Genomic DNA, 22,067 nt, shown 5'->3' on the forward strand with positions numbered 1-22,067 from the left:
TTATTTTATATCCAAGAAACCCTAATTTTTGGAGGTTTCACTTTATTTCTTCAGCTAATCCATACCAAATTCTTGTCACATGGTCACTTACAGCAAATAATTGTTGATACAATCGCCCCAGTGTATCTCTTAATTGTCGATCTTGCGGATTGATCGGTACGATGCCTCTTCCCATTTCTGTTGCTATGATAATAATTTGATGTTTTTTAGCTAATAGTTGTAGCTGTTCTACAATAGTAGTCGATAGTGATAGTTCATCTTGTTCAAGTAACGGTTTAATCATGTTTTCAAGTCCGGTTACTACGACTGTTTTACTAGTTGGCTCACGAGGTAATTGTCCAATATACCATTCAACATCAATTAACTCTTTTTCTTTTAGCCAACGCCTTACATATTCATGTTTGCCGTTAAAGGCACCACCGATAAAGACGTGCATCGTTTCCCCTCCTTAAAAGCTTCTCTTGAAGCCCATTGAAGTTTGAACAGTTCATCATGTGACACATGCCAATCCCAAAAATCACTAGGTTTTGGTGCTAATTGAACAAGTAATGTTCGGATCGTACCCCCATGTAAAATAAGTGGGTACTTCAGAAAACTTGTTGGTAAATTTCTAAAAGCTATCATACAACGAGCGGTAACTTCTAATAATGTTTCACCAGCTGGAGGTGCAATATTGTTTGGATCATCAATCCACTTCCGATATTGTGCAATGTCCTTTAGCTCTTCGTAAGTTTTCCCTTCAAATTCACCAAAATTATTTTCTCTAAATCCAGCATACCCAAAATAAGATGCATTCGGAAAGTAAATCTTCGCTGTTTGCCTACAACGTTTTAAATCACTTCCAAAAACAACATCACAATTACTATCTACAATAGGCAAGTTCTGATTAGGTAAAATGACTTCATCTGTCCATCCTAGATAACGATGTTCACAATTACTTTTTGTTCTTGCATGGCGAATTAAGTAAACAGTAACAGCGTAATCCATAAAACTGCCTCCATTCCCTCTATAAATGCACCTAGTAAATCACCAGAACTTCCGCGGAAATTGCGAATCGTCCACCATTTATAAAAGAAAGCAGAGGCAACTATAATTGCAAGTAATAGTAATGTCAACTGCCAACTACCACTTAACCAAATAATAAGGGTGGTACCGATCATTGTAGAAATAATCGTACTAATTAGCCATGTCTTCATATGTAAGTGTTGTTTAAAGAAATACGCTAATCCTTTTTCCTTTGAAGTTTTTGTCTGAATAAAATAAATTGACATCCCTAGTCTAGATAAGAATGGTATCACGATTAGCCAGATCCAATTAAAGTCTTGATTCCCTACTAATTCAGATAGAAAAAATATTTTTGTTAATACCAAAAAAACTAAGGACATTGCACCAAAAGCTCCGATACGTGGATCATCTAATATTTCGATACGCTTTTCTATATTACGATATGAAAAATAAGCATCTCCCATATCAACAAACCCATCTAAATGTAATCCACCCGTCCAAATAATATAGCCAAACACAAGAAGAAATCCTGTCAGCATTGGACTTATATCTGTATATGTTTGGAGTATGAAAAATATGGCGGCCATTGTAGCTCCCATTATCGTCCCTAACCACGGTAAAAAGGAGAACATTGCGGTTACTGTTTTCTTTGTTAAAGGTAATTCTTTATGAATCGGTAAAACGGTGAAAAATTGAAATGCTAGTAATATACCATTCATCACTGTTTTCATCACAACACCTCCTCCTCTATTTCCATCTTCGAACATGTCCATATTCCATTTCAACTGCCCTTGTTGCAAATTGTACAAACCATTGATGGAGCTTTCCTAAGTACTCTTGATAAAGTTTTACTTCATGGCTTTTGGAGATTGGCTCATCTAATACTTCGTTGGAAACAATAACCACTGGAATTTGCATGGAATGCAATTGTAAAATAGTATTTTTCATTTCAGTTATTCTTTTTCCAAGCTCCAACGGTCGCTGCCAATTACATACCCCTGTTTCAAAACCTTCATAAAATTCATTGGTCAGCCACGTTGTAACACAATCCCATAACACTACGTCCCCTTTTTGGATAGTTGAAAGGAGTTGCTGTAGATGAGTTGGTTGTTCTAGCGTGATCCAATTTTTCTGTTGTTTTTGACGATCAAACTGATGCCTTGCAATCCGTTTTTTCATTTCATCATCAAACGCTACACCGGTAGCCACATAAACTAGCCGTTCTGCATGGTATTTTTCTGCTAAAGACTGTAATTGTTGTTCTGCATAGGCACTTTTGCCACTTCGAACACCACCCGTTATAAAGATCAGTTCTGTTTCAACCATGAAGTCATCTCCTTCTGTAATGCCTTCATCGCTTGTTCTTTCTTCATCCCGACTCTAAACCATTTGCCATCCATCCCCCGGAAATTTTCTGTGTGTCGAAGGACAAATCCTTTTTCTAGCATTGCATGGAAGAATTTTTGAGAGTCTTGAGGAGATGGTATTTGAAAACTCAAATAGTTTGTAACACTGCTTGTAGTCTTACACCCAAGTTGGATTAAAAAAGTAGCAAATTCTTCCCTTCTTTTACGTGCATAACAAATTGCAGCATCCCGATATTCGTTTTCCTCTAGACAAGTAGCACCAATAACAGCTGCTAAGCCATTAATATGCCAATGAGAAGTTTTTCTTTGCAATATTTTAGTAATACTTGGTGATGCAATCATATATCCTAGTCTCACACCTGCAATAGCGTACATTTTCGTCATTGAACGTACAATGATTATATGTGGATTATCTTCTAAATAGGGTATCATCGAAGAACCTTCATCAACCCAATCGATAAAAGCTTCATCAAAAACGATATTACAATTAACCTTTTTTGCTTCTTCAATAAGGAGCAGCAATTCCTCTTTCGGAGGTAATACACCTGTTGGATTATTGGGGGTACAAAGATATAAAACATCCGCTTGCTGCATTTCTTCTACTATTTGATGAATTGGAAGTTTCCAAGTTAGGATATTTTCTACTTCAAGATGAATAATCTCAACGTTATTAGCCACTAAAGTTGCTTCATATTCAGAAAACGTTGGATGAATAATGATCGCTCTCTTTTTCTGAAACCATGTAGCAAGCAATGCAAAGATTTCTGCTGCCCCATTGCCAAGTAAAACTTGTTCCTCACGAACATCATGATATTTTGCCACAGCTGAAAGAAATGGTTGTCCTTGTGGATCTGGGTACCTTGAAATAAGGGATAACAGGTTACTCCAATTTTCCTTAATAGAAATTGGAGGCCCTTCAGGATTCACATTTTCACTAAAATCGATAATTTGAGCAGGTTCTTTAATCGCAAGTTGTTCGTATAAACGATGCGGATTAGCACCATGATTTGGTAATGACAAGATAAATTCCCCCTATAACTACACCGAGTAGCCAAAACCATGTTGTGACCGAGTGCATCTGTTCGATGGCTATCTTAATATGTCTTGGAGCTAGTTCTATTTCCGTCTCTCCCATTTTTGCTCGCTCAGAGATAATTCCTTTATAGCTATTTGTGCCTCCAAGTTGAATACCAAGTTGGTAAGCTGTTGCTGCTTCTAAATAACCACTATTAGGACTCGGATGCTTTTTCGCATCTCTTACCCAGCCTTTCACTCGATATAAAAATGAATGCATGGATTCTTTTTTTGTTCCTATTAACATGAGAAACCCTGTTATTCTGCTCGGTATGTAATTAAAAACGTCATCTGTATGTGCCGCAACAAATCCGAAATTACGGTAAGTATCATTTTTATAAGCGACCATAGAATCGAGCGTATTCACAGCTTTGTACATCCAAGCACCAGTTGCTCCAAATAGAAATGACCAAAATAACGGTGCCGTAATACCATCACTTGTATTTTCTGAAACGGTTTCGACCACACCCCTTGTCACTTCTGGTACTGATAGCTTTTCTGTATCGCGTCCTACAATCCAAGAAAGTTTTACTCTTGCTTCTTTTAGATTTCCTTCCACAAGAGGATTATAGACGTCCATTGCCGCTTGCTGAAGGCTCTTTTGCGCTAATGCTATCGCAATCATTACACCTTCAACTAAAATACCGAAGATAGTACCTACCATATATGCCGCAATGACGATTAAATAGGTCACAATTGTTGTGACCCCAACAACTAAAACAACGAGTAGGAGTCCTTTCAGTTTTCGAAATTCTCCTTTATTTAACCGATTTGTTAACCATTGAATCGTATGACCAATCCATATAATTGGATGTGGCATTTTTGGTGGATCACCAATTAGACGATCGAGTATTACACCTAGTGTACAAGCGATCAAATGTGCTAACACTTACAGCACTCCTTTCATACGTTTGTATTCTTGAAGTGCAATGCAAGTTGTTTCGAATACACCTCGACCGATTAATTTACCGATTCCTGTAATCGTTCCAGCATATTCAAAGAATGGTTCACATTGTGTAGCTGCAATAAGTACACTATCTGTTGATGTACCAGTTGCAATTGTATTTGAAATGTTGTCCTGAATCTTCTCGATTGCTAAAGCTTTTACTTTTGCTTCAGTGGCAGTAATCATCGCCTGCATAAATGATTCATCTGTTAATGTGCCATTAACGAAAACCCATATATTAATAGTTCCAATTTTAGGTTGCTCAGAACGTTTATAGGCTTCTGATACATCTACTGCATTTCCAACGCCAGCCGTGACGGCAATCACAATACTTCCAGCAGATGAAGAAAATTCTCTAATCACAACATGCTTAGATGCAACTGCCGTCATCATAGCAACTGTGTTAGTTGGTGAAAAACCATGTTTTTCTAAATAATATTTTATTTCTTGATGTGCATCTTCTATCATATAATTTGCGTTAACTGCACGATTGATAAATGTTTGGAACCAGCCAATTCCACCATTATGAACAGCAGAAGAAACCGTTTTTAATGGAAAAGATGTTTGTAATTCGACAAACTCATCACGAATTTTAATTTGTTGAGCGGTAATTTTAGAAGCTATTTGCCGTTCCTCTTGTAATTCTGGTATTAACGTAACTTGTGGTTTAGGTAGCACAGGGTGTGGATAACTTGAAACTTTCGTATGATAGACCTCCATTATGTGTTTCTCTTTTAACACTTGATGAGGTTCACCCATTGAGCGTATTTGCCCATTTTCAAGTAAAATCAATTGATCACAATAAAGCGATGCTAAATTTATATCATGGAAAATAGAAATAACGGTTAGTCCATTATGTACGACCATACAACGAATCATATCCATTAGTTTTCGTTGGTGTTCAATGTCTAAATGATTAGTTGGCTCATCTAATAGCAATAAATCTGCCCGTTGTGCCAATGCCTGTGCAACAAATGTCCGTTGCTGCTCTCCGCCCGAAAGAAATTCTAAATATTGATCTTTGTATCGGACAATCTTTGTTTGTTCCATTGCAATTGTAACGGCTTCTTCATCCTCTTTTGTCCATGTTTGAAACCAACTATTTTGATGTGGATAACGGCCAATTGATACAGTCTCACGAACTGTATGTGAAAAAGCTTGAGCATGTAATTGTGGTAATACCGCCATTTTACGTGCTAATTCTTTTGTTGTATACGCCTCTCGATTTTTTCCATCAATTAGCACTTTTCCACTTGTTGCTGGTATTATGCCACTAATTACTTTAATGAGTGTGGATTTCCCGCTCCCATTCGGTCCTAAAATACCAACAAACTGTCCTTTTTCCACTGTAAACGAAATATCTTTAATGATGGGCTTTTTGGGGTCGTAACCTCCACTAAGCTGTTTTATAATAAGCATTCCTATGCTCCCTTCGTTCTACGTTGACGGAAGAAAATATAAGCAAACACAGGGGCACCAATAAAGGCTGTAATGACACCAATTGGCAATTCTGTTGGTGCAATAACCGTTCTTGCCAATAAGTCACAAAGAATGAGTAATGATGCTCCGTTAAAAAAAGATAAAGGTAATAGATGACGGTGATCAGCCCCGAATATTAATCTTGTCATATGGGGAACAACTAGACCAACAAAACCAATCGTCCCCGAGACTGCTACTGCAGAGCCAGTCAACATAGATCCTCCGAGTAAAAGAATGAGTTTACTTCTTTTTACATTGACACCTAAGTATTTTGCTCGTTCCTCGCCAAATAACATCGCATTTAATTCACGACGATTAAACCATAGCATAAACGAACCAATTACGATAAAAGGCCAAATCATTTTAACATATGGCCAGCCACGCATTGATACGCTCCCTAATAACCAGTTAACAATTTGGCGAAGTTCTTCTCCTGTTAATGCAATCATTAGCGATATAACAGAGCTTAAAAATGAACTCACTATGATTCCTGTTAAAATAAGCGTTTCCATCTTCATCGTACGATCGACCAATCTAGCAAAACCCAAAACAACAAGTAATGACACCATTGCCCCTATCATACTGAAAGTGGGCAATGTATAAATCCCTAATACAGGTGCTGTAATACTGAAAAAGAGCGTCATCACGGCACCAACTGAGGCACCAGATGACACTCCTAACGTATATGGATCAGCAAGTGGATTTTTTAACAAGCCTTGAAAGGCAGCACCTGCAATTGCTAATGCTGCCCCTACAAGTCCAGCTAACATAACTCGCGGCATACGAATGTTCCATAAAATATTTGTTGCCGTTTCATCAGCTCCAGTATTCCATAACGTACTAATAGGCACCTTTACAGAACCTACAGAAATACCTAGCCAAATACTCATCAGTAGGATGAGTATAGCTACGATATATCCGACTACTATTTTCCTCATTTAAATGCCTCTGGATAAACAGCCTTTGCTATTTCTTCTAATCCATCTGCAAGGCGAGGACCTGTACGAGCTGTTAAATCTTGATGTACTAACACAACGGCGTTATTTTTAACAGCTGTAATACTGTCAAAGCCTTGACGTTTTTTTACTTTTTCTACGATATTCGGAACATAATCTTCCATCACAATAATAGTATCTGGATTACGTTTAACAATTTGTTCTGGATCGATTTTAAACCAACCAGATTGATCAGCTGCAACATTTTTTATTTTCGCTAAATCGAAAATTTCTTGCATAAATGTATCTTTACCTGCTGTATAAATTTCAGGTTCATCTGATGTTTCAACAAATGCAGTACGTTGCTTAACATTTGCTACTTTGTCTTGTACTTCTTTTACTTTCGCTTTCATATTAGCAACGATTTGATCTGCTTTTTGTGATTGATTTGTAATTTGACCAAGTTGTTTAATCGTGTCATATGTTTCTTCAAAATTTGTTGCATTTTTTACAACAAAAACAGTAATTCCTGCATCTTTTAATTGTTGTAATCCTGATTCAACTGATTTTGCATTTGATTCATGCGCGAATACGACATCTGGTTTTAAGCTTAGTACTTTTTCAACATTAAAATCCATTCCGCCTACTTTTGGTTTTTTAGTAGCAGCTTTTGGATAATCATCATTATCACTTACACCAACAATTTTGTCATCTAATCCTAATGCGAATAAGATTTCCGTATTACTTGGGATCAGTGATACGATTTTTTTTGGAGCTTGTTTGAATTCTACATTATTTCCAAGCGCATCTTTTACCGTCATAGGATATGTAGCTGTTTTGTCTGCAGTTTGAGTGGTATTTCCACTTTTTTCAGTTGATTTTTGAGTTTCACTTTGATTGCATCCCACTAATAAAACAAATGCCATTGTTAGTAAGAAACCTAGTTGCCAAATTTTTTTCACAAAAAATGCCTCCTTCATAGAAAATGCCTCTCGTATTTACCGAGAGGCATTATGATTCTAGTATATTCTAATATACTAGCACCCTTCTATCCTCGTAGTTACTGGTGATGATGATAGTTCGGCAGGTATCCTGGCTTGTGTTCATCGCTGATCGTCGCCTTCCCAAAAAATGATTTGTTTTTCAGTGGCCATGACGAATTGCTCACACATACAGTGGCGGGACCGCATCGGATTTTCACCGATTTCCCTTTTCACTCAACATTCTGTGTCGAGAACCGTACTAAATATATTGAATTGTCTATCATTATACCGAATATTTGTTTTTTATGAAAGACAAGGTGGTAAATTTAATTTTCTCCTAGAATTCGTTTACCCCCAAAAAACAGCAGTAACCTCCCCACTTTTGAGAATTTTACTACTGTCAAGTTTGTCATATATCAATTATATTGTTTCATCCATGTTAGAAAGTTTCCAACTACTTTATCTAAAAATTGCACTGTTCCTTCATCTGTTAGATTTCCTGATTCATCAAATTTCGTGTGCACAGCTCCTATATATACATCATTCCCTATTAGGATTGGTGATGATAAACCTATTGAAAATAATATATCTCGTAAATGCATTTGTGCTTTAGCAGTCCCTAACACGCCCATCGAAGCACCCATAATCCAAGAAGGTTTGCCAATCATGACTTGATCAACACGTGATAACCAATCGATTGCATTGCCTAATACACCTGGAATGGATCCATTATATTCTGGTGTGACCCAAAGTACCGCATCGGCAGCTTTTACCTTTGCTTTAAAATCTACTACAGATTGTGATGGATTATTTTCATGATCTTGATTGTACATAGGTAAATCATTTAACGTTAAAACTTCCAAGTCAAATTTATCGGTATTACGTTTTTTTATAAACTCCGCTAATTTCTTATTATAAGATTCCTTTCGAATACTACCCACTATTGCTGCAACTTTCATGATCATTCCTCCAATAATAGAATTCACAATATTATTCTCTTTTTTATCATTTTTATACTTGCTTCATGAGGGTTTGTTATCTCGATTGCCGTAATAGAATAGTACTAAATATAAACTATTGAAAATTTTATGTCTCCTCAACATTCACCCAAAGTCAAGTTGATCTTCATTTTACGCTTGTTATATTTACTTTTTTGTGAGTGTGAACTGTAACTACTGACTCTAGAATTAACATTACCTCATCAAAAAAATTTATTTAGAAGTATTAAAAGTATATGAATCGGTAACATTGGTACTGTTAGTAAATTATGGAGGGTGAAATATGAAAAGAGTATTGTTAGTCCTTATCATGGCAAATGCTGCAATTTTATCAGCTTGTCAATGGCAAGAAGTTGGTAAACAAGATCCTACTACAAGTAATGAAACTGGAGCAAAGATACCTGTTAGCGCAGAAGTAAAGAGTAAAAAAGAATTATCATTAAGTACAGGCGATAAATTGGCAAGAATTCTCGGCAGTAAAACTTGGCAAGGAACAAAAGTATATGATAAAAATCATAATGATTTAACACAACAAAACACAAACTTTATAGCCCTTGCAAAATATGACGCTAAAACCTCGAGATACGAATTATTTGATAAAACGTCAAAAGAGAGCCGCGACATTGGAACTTTCTTGATTTCGAATAGCGGAAAATTTCGGATCCTCAAATCTAAATCTAAAGGAACACAGAGTGTTGTAGAGTTAACGGAAGTAACTAATGAGAAATACATTTATAAAAGGATGGGGAAAGATGCAAACGGAAATGATGTAGAAGTTTTCGTAGAGCATATCCCTTATACTGAAGGTAGCCTTGCTTTTTCTGAATCGAAATAATTATTAGAGGAAATGCTATTATTTTAGTATTTCTATAATTAAAGCAACAATTCACTCCGTAACAAAAATAGAACGTTGCTTATTATCAAGACCAAAATAAATAAATAAAAGGACATGACATATTTAAAATAACTAAATATGTCATGTCCTTTCTTATATTTCTGGAACACTAGAATTGCCTCGCAGGGATCGAGAGAGGTCGGTGTTACCACAGGACGCGGCGATCTTAGCCGAACTTACTTTCATAAAGCTGAACGAGCGCCTTCTGCACTTATTTTTATCCAGCTTTAGGCGCTAGCTTTTCGGGCCAGATAACCCTCCTCGGACGGGGCAAAAAGCGCCCCTCTGTCGGAGGAACATTTGGCCGATAAAGCTAAACGAGCGCCTTCTGCACTTACTTTATCCGGCTTTAGGCGCTAGCTTTTCGGGCCAGATAACCCTCCTCGGACGGGGCAAAAAGCGCCCCTCTGTCGGAGGAACATTTGGCCGATAAAACTAAACAAGCGCCTTCAGCACTTACTTTATCCGGCTTCACGCGCCAACCCCCTCGAGGTCGCTTCAGTCCCTCGTTCGAAAGCTGAAAAGCGCTTTCGATTCGGGCCTTCCAGCGCTTGTCGGGGCTAAACGGGCACGTTCAGCACTTCATATTACATTTTTTCTGGTGCCGATACTCCGATTAGTTTTAGTGCATTTGCGATTGTTATGCGGACTGCTGTGATTAGAGCAAGACGTGCTTCAGAGCGATCTTTATTATTATCATCTAGAACTTTCTCTGCGTTGTAGAAGCTGTGGAAAGTTGCTGCTAGTTCTTGGATGTAGTTAGCAATTCGGTGTGGTGCTCTTACGCGAGCTGAATCAGCTACCACTTGTGGGAAATCACCAACTTTTTTCAATACTTCAATATCTTTTTCGGATGATAATGTGTCTAGATGTTCAGTTGAAGGTGCAAAACCTTTTTCTGATGCTTGACGTAAAATTGAGCAAATACGTGCATGTGCGTATTGAGCATAATACACTGGGTTTTCATTTGATTGTTTTACAGCCAAAGCTAAATCAAAATCTAAGTGTGTATCTCCAGCACGCATTGCGAAGTTATATCGTACTGCATCTAATCCTACTTCTTCTACTAGTTCACGCAGCGTTACAGCATTACCTGTACGTTTTGACATTTTCACTTTTTCGCCATCACGTAATAAGTTAACCATTTGAATAACTTCTACTTCAAGCGTATCACGATCGTAGCCAAGTGCTTCAATTGCCGCTTTCATACGAGGAATATAACCGTGGTGATCAGCTCCCCAAATATTGATTAGTTTATCAAAACCACGGCGTAATTTATCTTCATGGTATGCAATATCTGGTGTTAAATACGTGTAAGAACCATCTGATTTGATTAGTACACGGTCTTTATCATCACCAAATGTAGTAGAGCGGAACCAAGTTGCTCCATCTTGTTCAAACACATGACCATTGTCTTTTAGTTTTTGAAGTGCTGTTTGTACTTTACCTTCTTTATATAGAGATGTTTCAGAGAACCATACATCGAAATCTACACGGAAGTCTTTTAAATCTTTTTGAAGTTTACCGAATTCGTGTTTTAAACCATGTTCACGGAAGAATTCAAAACGTTCTTCATCTGTTTTTTCTAATATATCTTGACCAAATTCTTTAGATAATTCTTGTGCAATTAGGATAATATCTTTACCATGATAGCCATCTTCAGGCATATTAGAGTCTAATCCTAATGCTTCGCGGTAACGCGCTTCTAGTGATTTTGCTAATTTTGTAATTTGATTACCAGCATCATTAATATAATATTCGCGTGATACGTTGTAGCCTGCAAAATCTAAAACATTGCATAAAGAATCACCAACAGATGCTCCTCGTGCATGACCTAGATGTAAATCACCAGTTGGGTTTGCAGATACGAATTCTACTTGAATTTTTTCGTTTTTGCCTGCATTAGAGCGACCATATTCTTTTCCTTGTTGAAGAACAGTTGTGACAACTTCTGCTAGGTAGTCTTTACGTAAAGTAATATTCATGAAACCTGGTCCTGCAATTTCTACTTTTTCAATGTTGCTTCCTTTTTGATCAAGGTTTTCTAGAATAGCTTCAGCAATAGCACGAGGTGGTTTTTTTGCTAATTTTGTTAGTTGCATTGCAATATTTGTTGCATAATCACCATTTTCTTTGTTTCTTGGTGTTTCTAAGTGAATGTTCAAAACACTTGTATCCTCTACAAGCTCTGCTTTTTGAATGGCTGCAACAAGCGCTTCTTTAATAGCTTGTTGAACTTGTTCTACTGCGTTCATTTATTTCCCTCCGTATAGTTCAGTTCTAATGCATAGTCTCCGACAGATTGCCCGCCGATTAATAATTCATATTGCAAATAAAATCGACCATTTTGTAAAGATTCTGATGGTTCGAATTTCATCTCTTTCGTTAGCGTAACGATTGGTAGTTGTCCATATTCACTATTGTAGTGACCCTTTTGTGCTTGTCCAAGTACAAATGGCATGCGCATTTTAATATCCCCATTACGAATAATGATGGCATCTTCTTGACCAAATCTTACAGTCGTATGCATGTGCTGTTCTTCTTGAACTTCTTCATACCGCAAATAGATTTGATCACGTTTTTGCATAATTATACCTTCAGACCATAGCTCATACTGTTCGGGATCTGTATCTTGTTGTGTAATGGTTGTTACTATTTTTAATTTTACGGGTGCTGTAAGTGCATCTGACATTTTACGCTGCCTCCGTTTTCTCCTAATATAACCTTTTTATTATAGGATAGGATTACAGTTGTTTTCAAGGTACAACATTCTAATAGATGCTTATTATTTCTATGAAATTTAAATAATAATACGTTTTATGTCGTTTTTTTACCAAAAGATGGATTACATTCTAATAGTACTGTTTAATGAATGCTATAATATACGTAATATTGGTGGTGATTTCGATTCTTGATTATATTATCAATTTTTCACTATTATTTACTTGTTCTATCTTTTTTTACTTAGTATTTGAATATCTTGAGCAACATCTAAACGAATATAAAGATTTGCATCCTTGGGTTGTTGGAGTAGCATCTGCTATCACTGGGCTACTGTTATTGGAGACATCTATTCAATTTAATAATGGTGTAATTGTAGATATAAGAAATGTTATTATTTTGATTTCAGGATTTATAGGTGGTCCCATTTCAATAATTGTTTCCTCTTTTCTCATCGGGTTATTCCGAATTTATCTATTAGGTGTTTCAACAACCTCTATTTTCGCTGGTTTGAATACTATCATTTTAGGCCTAATTCTTTCACTATTAATGAAGTGGAAGCCGATTTCATATCGTAATATGCATTATTATTTACTGTATACTATTTTACAAATAGGTATTGGCATAGCTTTTTTAGATAACAATCAGAATAGTCGACTTTCTGGAATTTTTATATTAGTGGTTACTTCAATTCCTGCATTTTATACCACCTTGTTTGTTCTTCACCTAATTAAAAAATATTTTGAAAGAATTTATATTATTGAAAGGTTAGCAGAAATAGATTATTTAACGAAACTCCCTAATATAAGGAAATTCAAAAATATAATAGAAGAATATATTGATCACAATGAGAACTTCACTTTATTGTTAATAGATATTGACAATTTTCGTAATGTCAACTCAACTTATGGTCATCTTATCGGGGACGAGATTTTAAAACAAATTGGACAGTATTTAAAACAATTTACCTTAGAACATGAAGGCACAACTACCGCACGCATTAGTGGTGAAGAGTTTTATGTTTCTTGTAAGAAAGTTGCTCCCGCATTTGGTTTATATTATGCGCATGAAATTAGTAAACTTATCTCTCAAAATCCTTTCTTTGTTTCTAACGAACATAAGATTCCCATTACTGTGTCTATTGGTATAGTTAACTTCCCTGATAACGGTAAAAGTATTTCAGAACTTGCTTCCGCAGCTGACAAGGCATTGATGAAAGCAAACTTACAAGGAAAAAAACAAATTGTTCATTATAATCATCTTCATACATAGAGTATTAGATAGATGTCGATTATCCAAAGGTAATCGGCATCTTTTTATATGATTCAATTCATTCACTTCTACTTTTAAGCATTAGGTGTAATCTCTCATAAATTTATTTAATCAAGTGTGCTTGTCAAAACTTTCTTCGACTTTATTTGTCAAAATTCGTGTTTTTCTTCCGTTTAGTTTATCCAAACACTTCACATACTAGATTCTAACAATAAGAAAGGAAGCGATTGGATGAACCGAGCTGAGTATCATCGGCAGCGGAAAAAGAAACTAAGACTACGGCAAATAATAGTTTGGGTTATTGTATGCGCCTCAGCATTTGCAACCGCTCTGTTGTCACTACGCATATATGCTCAAATTACAGGAGCTCCTTCCTTAACTGTCCCGAAAGCAACGATTTTCTTAGATGCTAATGGTGACCAAATAGGAGATAAGTTCTCTCAGCAAAGACGCTACTGGGTAGATTTGGATGAAATTTCTCCCTTCATAACTGAGGCACTTATCGCTACGGAGGATCAAAATTTTTATCAACATCATGGATTTGACTACACTCGTATTGCTGGAGCTTTACTAAAAGATTTAAAAGCTATGGGGAAAGTAGAAGGTGCTAGTACCATTACACAACAGTATGCAAGAAATTTGTATCTTTCCCATGATAAAACATGGCTTAGAAAGATAAATGAAGCCTTATATGCCTATCGTTTAGAAACTTTTTATGATAAAGATAAAATTCTTGAAGGATACTTAAATACAGTTTACTTCGGCCATGGCATGTATGGGGTTGAGGCAGCGAGCAGATATTATTTTGCTAAATCCGCAAAAGACCTAACACTTGCAGAAGCTGCTTCATTAATAGCAATACCCAAAGGCCCTAGCATTTACTCACCACTAGCTGATGAAGATAAGAATCATGGAAGACAACAACTAATATTATCATTAATGCAAAAACAAAACATGATCTCAAAAGAAGCGAAAGAACGTGCACAACAAGAGAAAATAACTTTCAAGTATGATGAATGGGATAGTGAAAAGTCAAACGCACCATACTTTATCGATACAGTATGGGCAGAGGCGCAAAAAATATTAGAGAAAAAAGGTAGAAGTATTGAAGAAGGAGGATGGACGATTCAAACTACTTTAAACCCTTATCATCAGCAAGCAGCTGAAGAGGCGATTAAAAAGAATCTTCCTAAATCAGGACTTGAAGTCGGATTTATAAGTATGGATCCGAAAACTGGTTATGTTACTTCATTGGTTGGAGGAAGTCAGTATGTAAAAAGTCCATTTAATCGAGCTACGCAAGCTAAAAGACAACCTGGCTCAGCTATTAAACCTTTCTTGTATGCTACGGCTTTAGAAAATAACTTTTCGCCTTTAACATTTATGAATACCGATCAAACAATCTTCACATATGATGGTGGACGTTCTGAATACGAGCCGAAAAATGTAAATGGTAAATTTGCCAATCATCCATTATCGATGGCTCAAGCGTTAGCAATCTCAGACAATATCTATGCGGTAAAAACTTTTGAAGAAGTTGGCTATCGAAAATTCAAACAAATGTTAGATCGTTTTGGTCTAGGAGAAACAGTACAAAATACACCATCAGTCGCTTTAGGTACAACAGAAGTTACCTTAAAAGATATTACTTCTGCCTATAATACTATTGCAGCAGGTGGCGTTAAAAAAACGCCTATTACTGTATTATCGATTAAAGATGCAGATGGAAAAGTACTTTACAAATTAGATAAACATAAAGAATCAAAAAGAGTCATGAAAAAAGACGATGCGTTTATTCTGACACAATTAATGACAGGTATGTTCGATCCCGTATTTAATGATTATGCTCCAGCAACAGGAATCAGTCTTCGAAACAAACAAACAAGACCGTATGCTGCAAAATCTGGTACAACTTTAACGGATCAAATGATGATTGGTTTTTCACCTTCCTTAACAGCTGGTGTTTGGAATGGCTACGATCAAGGAAAGCAAATGACAAGCGATGCCGATAGTCGTGCCACAAAACAAATCTGGATTGACTTTATGGAAAAAGCCCAAAAAGATATGCCAAGTGAGCCTTTTATGGCACCAAAGGGCGTTGAAGCTGCAATCATTGATGTAGAAACGGGTGGTCTGGCTACAAAAAGTTGTAGTAGACAACGAGTCGTTTATCTAAAGAAAAAAGATATTCCAAAGAAAAAATGTACAGATCCAACTATTCTAAAGGATTTAACAAAAGATACTAAGGATTCGTGGAGTCTATTTCCATTTTCCTTCTTTGAATAAGCTCTTTCAATAAACAAAAGCCTTACCTTGGTTCGCTTAAACTTAAGGTAAGGCTTCTTGTTTATATATATTTTATTGATCACTACAAATTGAGGCAGTACATCAATAAAAAAAGCTTCCATTCCAATGAAGTCCGTTATCCACTGGAGTGAAAGCCTTTTTGCTTATCCAAAGCATTTGAGAATCATGTGAATTCATGTCTGGTCCTGTACAAAAAAACACTTGATACTCATTTGTCCTAGCTTACTTTTGTAAGCTTTATTTAAAGTTTACTTCCTTTCCATGACAGTTTCAACTATGTATTGTAAACGCTTTGAAAAATGTCACAGATAATTCAAAAAATAACGCTAAAAGCCTAATGCAGAATGTAACGTACCCTCACTATGTTGCCACATTTCTTCATTGAAGTTCTTCAAAAATTCTCCTAGCACCTTTTTTGAAGATTCGTCCATATGATCAACAATAATATGGCGTTTCATGGATTTATCCATTTTATTGACGTGATCAGCCAGTATTTTATAGCCTCTACGCTTTTCACGATTGATGACCATTTCACAAGCCGTTACACCTGCATAGTAAGCGCCTTCTGGTTTTTGTTCAATTGTGACCCAAACTAACCAATATGGTTTTCCACCTTCTGAGTCAGAACGATCTGTTGTAAATTTAATACCTCGTTCCACTGCACTACGAGCATGCATCGCACCAATATCAACTTCTGCTGTTTTTTCATTGATATCAATTACAACTGGTGAAACATTTTCAAGAGATAATGAACCAATCCCAAAACCTTTGTGACCATCAGTTGGATTATTCTTTATAATTGTAAATTCCATTTTTTTTGATTTTTCTTCATTTGCCATTCGTTTAATCCCTCCGTTCTGTTATTATAACGAATATACACTATTTTTTACATAAGGAGGACTTACAATGCCTATAGTTACTATTAAAATGATTGAAGGTCGCACTGACGAACAAAAACACAATTTAGTTAAAAAAGTAACAGAAGCTGTTTCTGAAACAGTTAACGCACCAAAAGAAAATATCTCCATCATCATTGAGGAAATGAAAAAAGAACATTATGCTGTTGGTGGCGTTCGTAAAAGCGAACAATAATAGATTCATTTTGGATTTATATGGTATACAAAAGGGAGCATCCAGCATTAGATTCAATTATAATCTTTAGTGCTTCTACTTTGTTGATTTCCGTTGCAGTCGGACGCTTTCCGAGGGCGAGCGGTGAGCTGCTTCCTTCGCTAAGCTCAGTCCAGGATTTCACCTTTTTCTCTTTTTAGGAAGGTCTCCACCTCTGCTCCAATCAACTGAATAATCTTATCATTCTAGTGAGCTTTTTAAAAAAGCGAAAACAAACTTTCATTCGTGAAAAACATACCTACGTATTGAACGCAGTAATTAAAAAAAGTGTATTCGACAAAAAAGTTGAATACACTTTTTATTTCAATTTAGTTCACTTTAAATTTAGAGAGCATGTCAATTAATTCGAAGGCATCTTTCATTTCTTGCTCTGTGAAGTTTAATTTTCCTTTTACGACATGAACTTTTTCAATTTGCTCTTCTTTTGATAATTCTTCGAAAAATAACAGTGTTGAGACAAGCTCTAAAAACCTTGCACTTTTACTATTTAAAACGCTAACGACTTCACTTAAATTCTGTTGCTCCTTACAAAGAGCTTTGTAAAAATCTTCCCCTTTATCTGTGACTTCGTAGCAATATTGAACATATGACCCCTTGTCCTCCATTTGCTCTGTTAAAAAACCCATCGTACATAATTCTTCTACACGTAATGTTAACTCTTCTGAATAAGGACCGTATATATGGAAATGATATTTTTCATGAAATGGAAACTGCATTTTCTTAGCAATATAGACCATCTTTTGTAACTTTTTACGACCAGTGACTTGTTTTGCTAACGATACAAATTGTACAACTTTTGCGTGATCTTCTAGCACGTTTTACTCCTTTCGAGAAGATTTATCCTCTCAATACTTTTAGTATTTGTTTTCGTAATGTTTTTTGTTTTCCATTTTGTAGTAATGCATCTTCTGGAAAATAGAGTTTATGATCCGATCGACGTTTACCTGAAATCGCATCAACAATCTGAGAACAACGAGACAATTCTTTAATGTCTCCATTTGGCATTAACAATTGAATTGGTACACGTTCTTCTTCTTCACCTGGGCGATAGAAATCATAGGGTAAATCAGATATTGAATCATGGACTAAATAATATTTTGGATTCATCCCTGCTTTGATAAACAAATCTTCCAAATCTCTTAACTTTTCATATTCATTTGCAGGATCAAATTCGATGTATTTAAATAGTTTTCTATTGATAAACCGGCGACTTAAATCACTTAATATAGAATCATTTTCTTTCATCCACATTTGGAAATACGTCAATAATATACTTTCATCTAGTGAAATATAATCTTCCAACTCAATCTCATTATTAAAAAATGCCTTAAAATGAGTAGGTTCTTGGATAAATTTATAATTTTCTTTACTCAATTCTTTTGCACGATGAAGGATTTTCGTTAATATCACTTCTGCACTTCGAGAAACTGGATGAAAATAGACTTGCCAGTACATCTGATAGCGACTCATAATATAGTCTTCAACTGCATGCATACCACTCGACTTAATCACTACCTGTTCTTCTTTTGGACGCATAACACGTAGTATTCTTTCCATATCAAAATGACCATAGCTAACACCTGTAAAATACGCATCTCTTTGTAAATAATCCATGCGATCAGCATCAATTTGACTAGAAATCATACTAACAACTTGTTTATTTATATAAGTTTTTGCAATAACATCTGATACCCTCTGAGGAAAATCGGGTGCAACACGACGTAATACTTCATTTACCTCTGTGTTTCCCTTAATAATTGATCTTGTAAATTCTTCATGGTCAAGGTCAAAAACATGTTCAAACGCATGTGAAAACGGACCATGTCCTAAATCATGTAATAGAGCTGCACATAGTACAACTAAACGTTCACTTTCATCCCATTCTGGTCTACCCTTGAACACATCATCGACCATTCGACGTACAATTTCATAAACTCCTAAAGAGTGACTAAAGCGACTATGTTCTGCTCCATGGAAAACCAAATAAGTTGTCCCAAGTTGCCGAATACGACGTAAACGTTGAAACTCCCTAGTGCCGATTAAATCCCAAATTACTTGGTCTCGCACATGTATATAACGATGGACGGGATCTTTAAATACCTTTTCTTCTGCTAATTTCTTTGTCGCGTAACTCAATTTAAGCACCTCCGCTCACTCTTTTATTACGTTTCATGATGTACTATATTTCTCCATTATAAATGAAAAAACCACCTTATATAAAGGTGGAAAAAGTCGTGTTATGAAGAAATTTTTAATACGTTTTTATTATTATTCGTTTCTATTTACTAGACCCTTAAGTCATTTTTTTCTTTTAACATACAATGAGAAAGGTATTTGACTCGAACTTTCTAGTTACGCTCTTCTACCTTTATTCTTTATAACTTTCTGGTAATTTGTGTTGTGATTTCAATTTGGCGATAATTTTTGGCATTAATTCTTCTTCAGTATGTGCTGCACATGGACGATTATTGACGATTGTAAATGTTTTACGAAGTCCAGGACCACAATAAGATTGACATTTAATATCTATCGTTGCATCAGGATCAATTGCTTTGAGCTTTGGAATTAATGTTTTTAAATTAACGGCCTGACATTCATCGCAAACACGGAATTCGTTTGCCATCTTGTCTACAACCCTTTCTTTATCTCAGTTTAAAGTCTATCTACTAGTGTATCGTATTTTATATCTTTCATTCAAGACATTTTAACTCATAAAGCTATTACAAGTTTATGAATAAAAAAGATAAAAACTGTCTAGGCTAATCCTATGAATCAAATAGGAGGTTTCAAAACAATGAAAACAAGACAAGATGCTTGGTTACCAGAAAACGATGAACTATTAGCTGAAGCAGTTTTACGTCATGTTAAAGAAGGGAGTACACAACTTACAGCTTTTGAAGAAGCTGGAGACGCGTTAAATCGCACTGCAGCTGCTTGTGGTTTCCGTTGGAATGCTGTGGTTCGTAAAAACTATGAGAAAGAGCTCTCTCTAGCAAAAAAAGAACGTAAAGAAAGAATGCGTATTTATGGAACATCAGCTCGCAGAAGAACAGCTGGACTCTATTTACTACCAAATGAAAAACACCCTGAAGTAACACGCACCATTCCACTTTCTGCGATGTCAATTGACCTAGTTATTGCATACTTAATGCGTCTTCAACAAAGTGATTTCCACGATGAAGAAGTGACTAGATGGCGCCATTTAGCGAATATCGCTAATGATAAAGCATCACGATTAGAGAAAGAAGTACTTCGTTTAGAAAAAGAACATCGTAATATGAAAAAAGATTATGATCAATTTATGCAAGTAATGAACCGTGCAAGACGTTTAATGACTCTTGGTACAGAAGATGAGCATATTGCTCCGGTCTTTACAATGGAGCGTAATGGGAATCTTGTAAAAAAAGAAGATGCATCTGTAGGCGTTGAGGAATAAGTAAAAAAAGGTTGAGACAAAAATATTTTAGCTAATGAAAAATCCGAACTATAATGTGAAATTCTATTTAAAATTTCACATTTGTTCGGATTTTCTACGTATTATTATTCGATTGAAATCATTTCATCATGAAGAATTTGTACAAAGAGTACGAACATTTCATATATATTTTTTCATAACATACAGTTTTGTGTTCCGTTCCAGACGACGCTTTCCGCGGGCTTGGCTTCAATCTCCTCGGGCCAACAAGATGTTGGTCACGAAGCCGTTGCCACAGGACGTGGCGTTTTTAGGCTTTGTTCCTTAAAAGATGTGCTCCTGCATCGCTTCGCTAGCTTCGTCGCAAGAAATTGAACTTGCTTCCTCGAGTTATCCCCACACGAAGAAAATGCGATTGCATTTTCGAGGAGTCGCCGTCCTCCACTTCACACCATTCTAAATAAAGTTCATCATCGAATAATCGTATTTTCTCAAAGAAAAATGCTTTATGAAATTGATTCTATGAAGTTCAATCATTCTTCTTTGGAAGGGGCTAATTCTGTTCTGTCCCATCTCTTTTCATTGTTTGTAATCATGCTATTACTCGTCACATCATTTGCTTCTGCTTTTTTTGGGAAATGGATATTTCAATTACTGTAATTAGCAAATTTCCCGGGAAATCGACAGATGCATTAGTTTTTTGATAGCATGGATTGATTTCTGTCGAAAACTCTTTTTAAATAAAAAGAATATAAATCCATTTCTTCTGTTTGTAATGTACCCATTAATAATTCATTACATAAAGTTGCCAATAATTGTTGTAATTCTATTACAGTTTGTTCCACAGTTAATGGCTCATCTAGCAATTCACTTAAGGAAGCCATTACTTCTGGATGAATGTCGGGATATTTGAATTTTGTTTCGTTACCTTTCAAACTCACCTCATAGAAATCTCGTATAAGCCGTGCCCTTTCGACTCCACTTCCTTCAATGCAAAGATAGATTTGCACAGCAATTCCATCTCTTAAACGACGTTGAGAAATTCCTGCAAATTTCTTGCCCCCAATACTTAAATCATATGATCCAGGGCAATATGAACCTACTATTTCGTATGCTTCAATTTTATCTGCTGCTTGTGGAAATAATCGTTTGATCAACTCAACCATAATTTCATAACCAGTATTAATATCGATTTTATCCTCCTGTTCAGATAAAACCATTGAGATATTCAATACACCTGGGTCTAGGACAACAGCTAACCCCCCTGAATTTCGTACAATCGGTGCAAAACCTCGTTTTTTTAGTAAGTCCATTCCCTCTTGTATATATGGCAAACGGTGATCTTGGATGCCAAGAACAACCGATTGATCATGAACCCATGTTCTAATAGTTGAAGGTGATTGACCTTTACCTACTAATTGGCAAAGTGTATCATCAGCTGCAAATGATTCTAATGGTGAATGGCCTTTTCCACTAACAGATTGATCCCAAAAGCGCCATTTTGGTTGTTGTAAATAATCCTTCATCGTTTGTTCTCCT

The 22,067-nt window shown here is 36.0% G+C and carries 21 protein-coding genes, 1 pseudogene and 1 riboswitch; of the genes and pseudogenes, 5 read left to right on the forward strand and 17 right to left on the reverse strand.

Going from position 1 to position 22,067, the window contains the following annotated elements:
• Positions 1–37: 37 nt before the first annotated feature.
• The 10 genes from CEF14_RS12275 to CEF14_RS12320 form a co-directional block, all read right to left on the reverse strand.
• Entirely contained in the window at positions 38–436 is a 399-nt protein-coding gene (locus CEF14_RS12275) for a bifunctional adenosylcobinamide kinase/adenosylcobinamide-phosphate guanylyltransferase (RefSeq protein ID WP_102693126.1), read from the reverse strand.
• Positions 388–987: a histidine phosphatase family protein gene (locus CEF14_RS12280; protein WP_102693127.1), complete on the reverse strand. Its 600-nt coding sequence runs from the start codon at positions 985–987 to the stop codon at positions 388–390. The genes CEF14_RS12275 and CEF14_RS12280 overlap by 49 nt, the downstream gene beginning before the upstream one ends.
• Entirely contained in the window at positions 960–1,736 is a 777-nt protein-coding gene (gene cobS / locus CEF14_RS12285) for an adenosylcobinamide-GDP ribazoletransferase (RefSeq protein ID WP_102693128.1), read from the reverse strand. The genes CEF14_RS12280 and cobS overlap by 28 nt, the downstream gene beginning before the upstream one ends.
• A gap of 16 nt (positions 1,737–1,752) precedes the next feature.
• Positions 1,753–2,331 carry a bifunctional adenosylcobinamide kinase/adenosylcobinamide-phosphate guanylyltransferase gene (locus CEF14_RS12290; RefSeq protein ID WP_102693129.1) on the reverse strand — a complete coding sequence of 193 codons (579 nt, stop codon included), beginning with the start codon at positions 2,329–2,331 and terminating at the stop codon, positions 1,753–1,755.
• Positions 2,313–3,392 carry a pyridoxal phosphate-dependent aminotransferase gene (locus CEF14_RS12295; RefSeq protein WP_102693130.1) on the reverse strand — a complete coding sequence of 360 codons (1,080 nt, stop codon included), beginning with the start codon at positions 3,390–3,392 and terminating at the stop codon, positions 2,313–2,315. The genes CEF14_RS12290 and CEF14_RS12295 overlap by 19 nt, the downstream gene beginning before the upstream one ends.
• The gene (gene cbiB / locus CEF14_RS12300) at positions 3,367–4,335 is read right to left on the reverse strand and encodes an adenosylcobinamide-phosphate synthase CbiB (protein WP_102693131.1); all 969 of its coding nucleotides are present in this window, start codon (positions 4,333–4,335) and stop codon (positions 3,367–3,369) included. Before cbiB ends, CEF14_RS12295 begins: the two co-directional genes overlap by 26 nt.
• The gene (locus CEF14_RS12305) at positions 4,336–5,811 is read right to left on the reverse strand and encodes an adenosylcobinamide amidohydrolase (RefSeq protein ID WP_102693132.1); all 1,476 of its coding nucleotides are present in this window, start codon (positions 5,809–5,811) and stop codon (positions 4,336–4,338) included.
• Between the two features lie 2 nt (positions 5,812–5,813).
• On the reverse strand, positions 5,814–6,809 hold the full coding sequence (locus CEF14_RS12310; RefSeq protein WP_102693133.1) for a FecCD family ABC transporter permease: 996 nt from the start codon (positions 6,807–6,809) through the stop codon (positions 5,814–5,816).
• Positions 6,806–7,768: an ABC transporter substrate-binding protein gene (locus CEF14_RS12315; RefSeq protein ID WP_170061506.1), complete on the reverse strand. Its 963-nt coding sequence runs from the start codon at positions 7,766–7,768 to the stop codon at positions 6,806–6,808. The genes CEF14_RS12310 and CEF14_RS12315 overlap by 4 nt, the downstream gene beginning before the upstream one ends.
• Positions 7,769–7,871: 103 nt before the next feature.
• Positions 7,872–8,063: riboswitch (cobalamin riboswitch) on the reverse strand.
• Between the two features lie 142 nt (positions 8,064–8,205).
• Positions 8,206–8,748 carry an NADPH-dependent FMN reductase gene (locus CEF14_RS12320; protein ID WP_102693134.1) on the reverse strand — a complete coding sequence of 181 codons (543 nt, stop codon included), beginning with the start codon at positions 8,746–8,748 and terminating at the stop codon, positions 8,206–8,208.
• 487 nt (positions 8,749–9,235) lie between these two features.
• Here CEF14_RS12320 and CEF14_RS12325 point away from each other — a divergent pair.
• A pseudogene (locus CEF14_RS12325) lies at positions 9,236–9,610 on the forward strand (DUF4822 domain-containing protein); the annotation flags it as partial.
• A 659-nt stretch (positions 9,611–10,269) separates the two neighbouring features.
• On the opposite strand, the gene argS reads toward CEF14_RS12325, so the two are convergent.
• Both argS and CEF14_RS12335 read right to left on the reverse strand, forming a co-directional pair.
• Positions 10,270–11,937, reverse strand: coding sequence for an arginine--tRNA ligase (argS, locus tag CEF14_RS12330; RefSeq protein ID WP_102693136.1), 1,668 nt, complete (start codon positions 11,935–11,937; stop codon positions 10,270–10,272).
• Positions 11,934–12,374 (reverse strand): YwiB family protein, encoded by a 441-nt coding sequence (locus tag CEF14_RS12335; protein WP_102693137.1) that lies wholly within the window; start codon positions 12,372–12,374, stop codon positions 11,934–11,936. The genes argS and CEF14_RS12335 overlap by 4 nt, the downstream gene beginning before the upstream one ends.
• 176 nt (positions 12,375–12,550) lie before the next feature.
• Between CEF14_RS12335 and CEF14_RS12340 the strand changes: the two genes are divergently transcribed.
• Together CEF14_RS12340 and CEF14_RS12345 are read left to right on the forward strand one after the other, a co-directional pair.
• Positions 12,551–13,675, forward strand: a complete 1,125-nt coding sequence (locus CEF14_RS12340; protein WP_102693138.1) for a diguanylate cyclase — start codon at positions 12,551–12,553, stop codon at positions 13,673–13,675.
• 231 nt (positions 13,676–13,906) lie between these two features.
• Positions 13,907–15,961, forward strand: a complete 2,055-nt coding sequence (locus CEF14_RS12345) for a transglycosylase domain-containing protein (RefSeq protein ID WP_102693139.1) — start codon at positions 13,907–13,909, stop codon at positions 15,959–15,961.
• A gap of 347 nt (positions 15,962–16,308) precedes the next feature.
• On the opposite strand, the gene CEF14_RS12350 is transcribed toward CEF14_RS12345, so the two are convergent.
• Positions 16,309–16,821, reverse strand: coding sequence for a YwhD family protein (locus CEF14_RS12350; protein ID WP_102693140.1), 513 nt, complete (start codon positions 16,819–16,821; stop codon positions 16,309–16,311).
• Between the two features lie 67 nt (positions 16,822–16,888).
• On the opposite strand from CEF14_RS12350, the gene CEF14_RS12355 reads away from it, so the two are divergent.
• On the forward strand, positions 16,889–17,074 hold the full coding sequence (locus CEF14_RS12355) for a 2-hydroxymuconate tautomerase (RefSeq protein WP_102693141.1): 186 nt from the start codon (positions 16,889–16,891) through the stop codon (positions 17,072–17,074).
• Between the two features lie 347 nt (positions 17,075–17,421).
• On the opposite strand, the gene CEF14_RS12360 is transcribed toward CEF14_RS12355, so the two are convergent.
• From CEF14_RS12360 to CEF14_RS12370, 3 genes are all read right to left on the reverse strand, one after another.
• Positions 17,422–17,928, reverse strand: coding sequence for a YwgA family protein (locus CEF14_RS12360; RefSeq protein WP_102693142.1), 507 nt, complete (start codon positions 17,926–17,928; stop codon positions 17,422–17,424).
• A 22-nt stretch (positions 17,929–17,950) separates the two neighbouring features.
• Positions 17,951–19,249: an HD domain-containing protein gene (locus tag CEF14_RS12365; RefSeq protein ID WP_102693143.1), complete on the reverse strand. Its 1,299-nt coding sequence runs from the start codon at positions 19,247–19,249 to the stop codon at positions 17,951–17,953.
• Positions 19,250–19,481: 232 nt separating this feature from the next.
• Positions 19,482–19,736 (reverse strand): YuzB family protein, encoded by a 255-nt coding sequence (locus CEF14_RS12370; RefSeq protein WP_102693144.1) that lies wholly within the window; start codon positions 19,734–19,736, stop codon positions 19,482–19,484.
• Between the two features lie 171 nt (positions 19,737–19,907).
• Between CEF14_RS12370 and CEF14_RS12375 the strand changes: the two genes are divergently transcribed.
• Entirely contained in the window at positions 19,908–20,549 is a 642-nt protein-coding gene (locus CEF14_RS12375; RefSeq protein WP_102693145.1) for an RsfA family transcriptional regulator, read from the forward strand.
• Between the two features lie 671 nt (positions 20,550–21,220).
• Here CEF14_RS12375 and CEF14_RS12380 read toward each other — a convergent pair.
• Complete coding sequence (locus tag CEF14_RS12380) at positions 21,221–22,054, reverse strand: lipoate--protein ligase family protein (protein ID WP_102693146.1); 834 nt, start codon at positions 22,052–22,054, stop codon at positions 21,221–21,223.
• Between the last annotated feature and the right edge of the window lie 13 nt (positions 22,055–22,067).

The sequence above is a fragment of the Rummeliibacillus pycnus genome (genome assembly GCF_002884495.1).
Classification (GTDB): domain Bacteria; phylum Bacillota; class Bacilli; order Bacillales_A; family Planococcaceae; genus Rummeliibacillus; species Rummeliibacillus pycnus.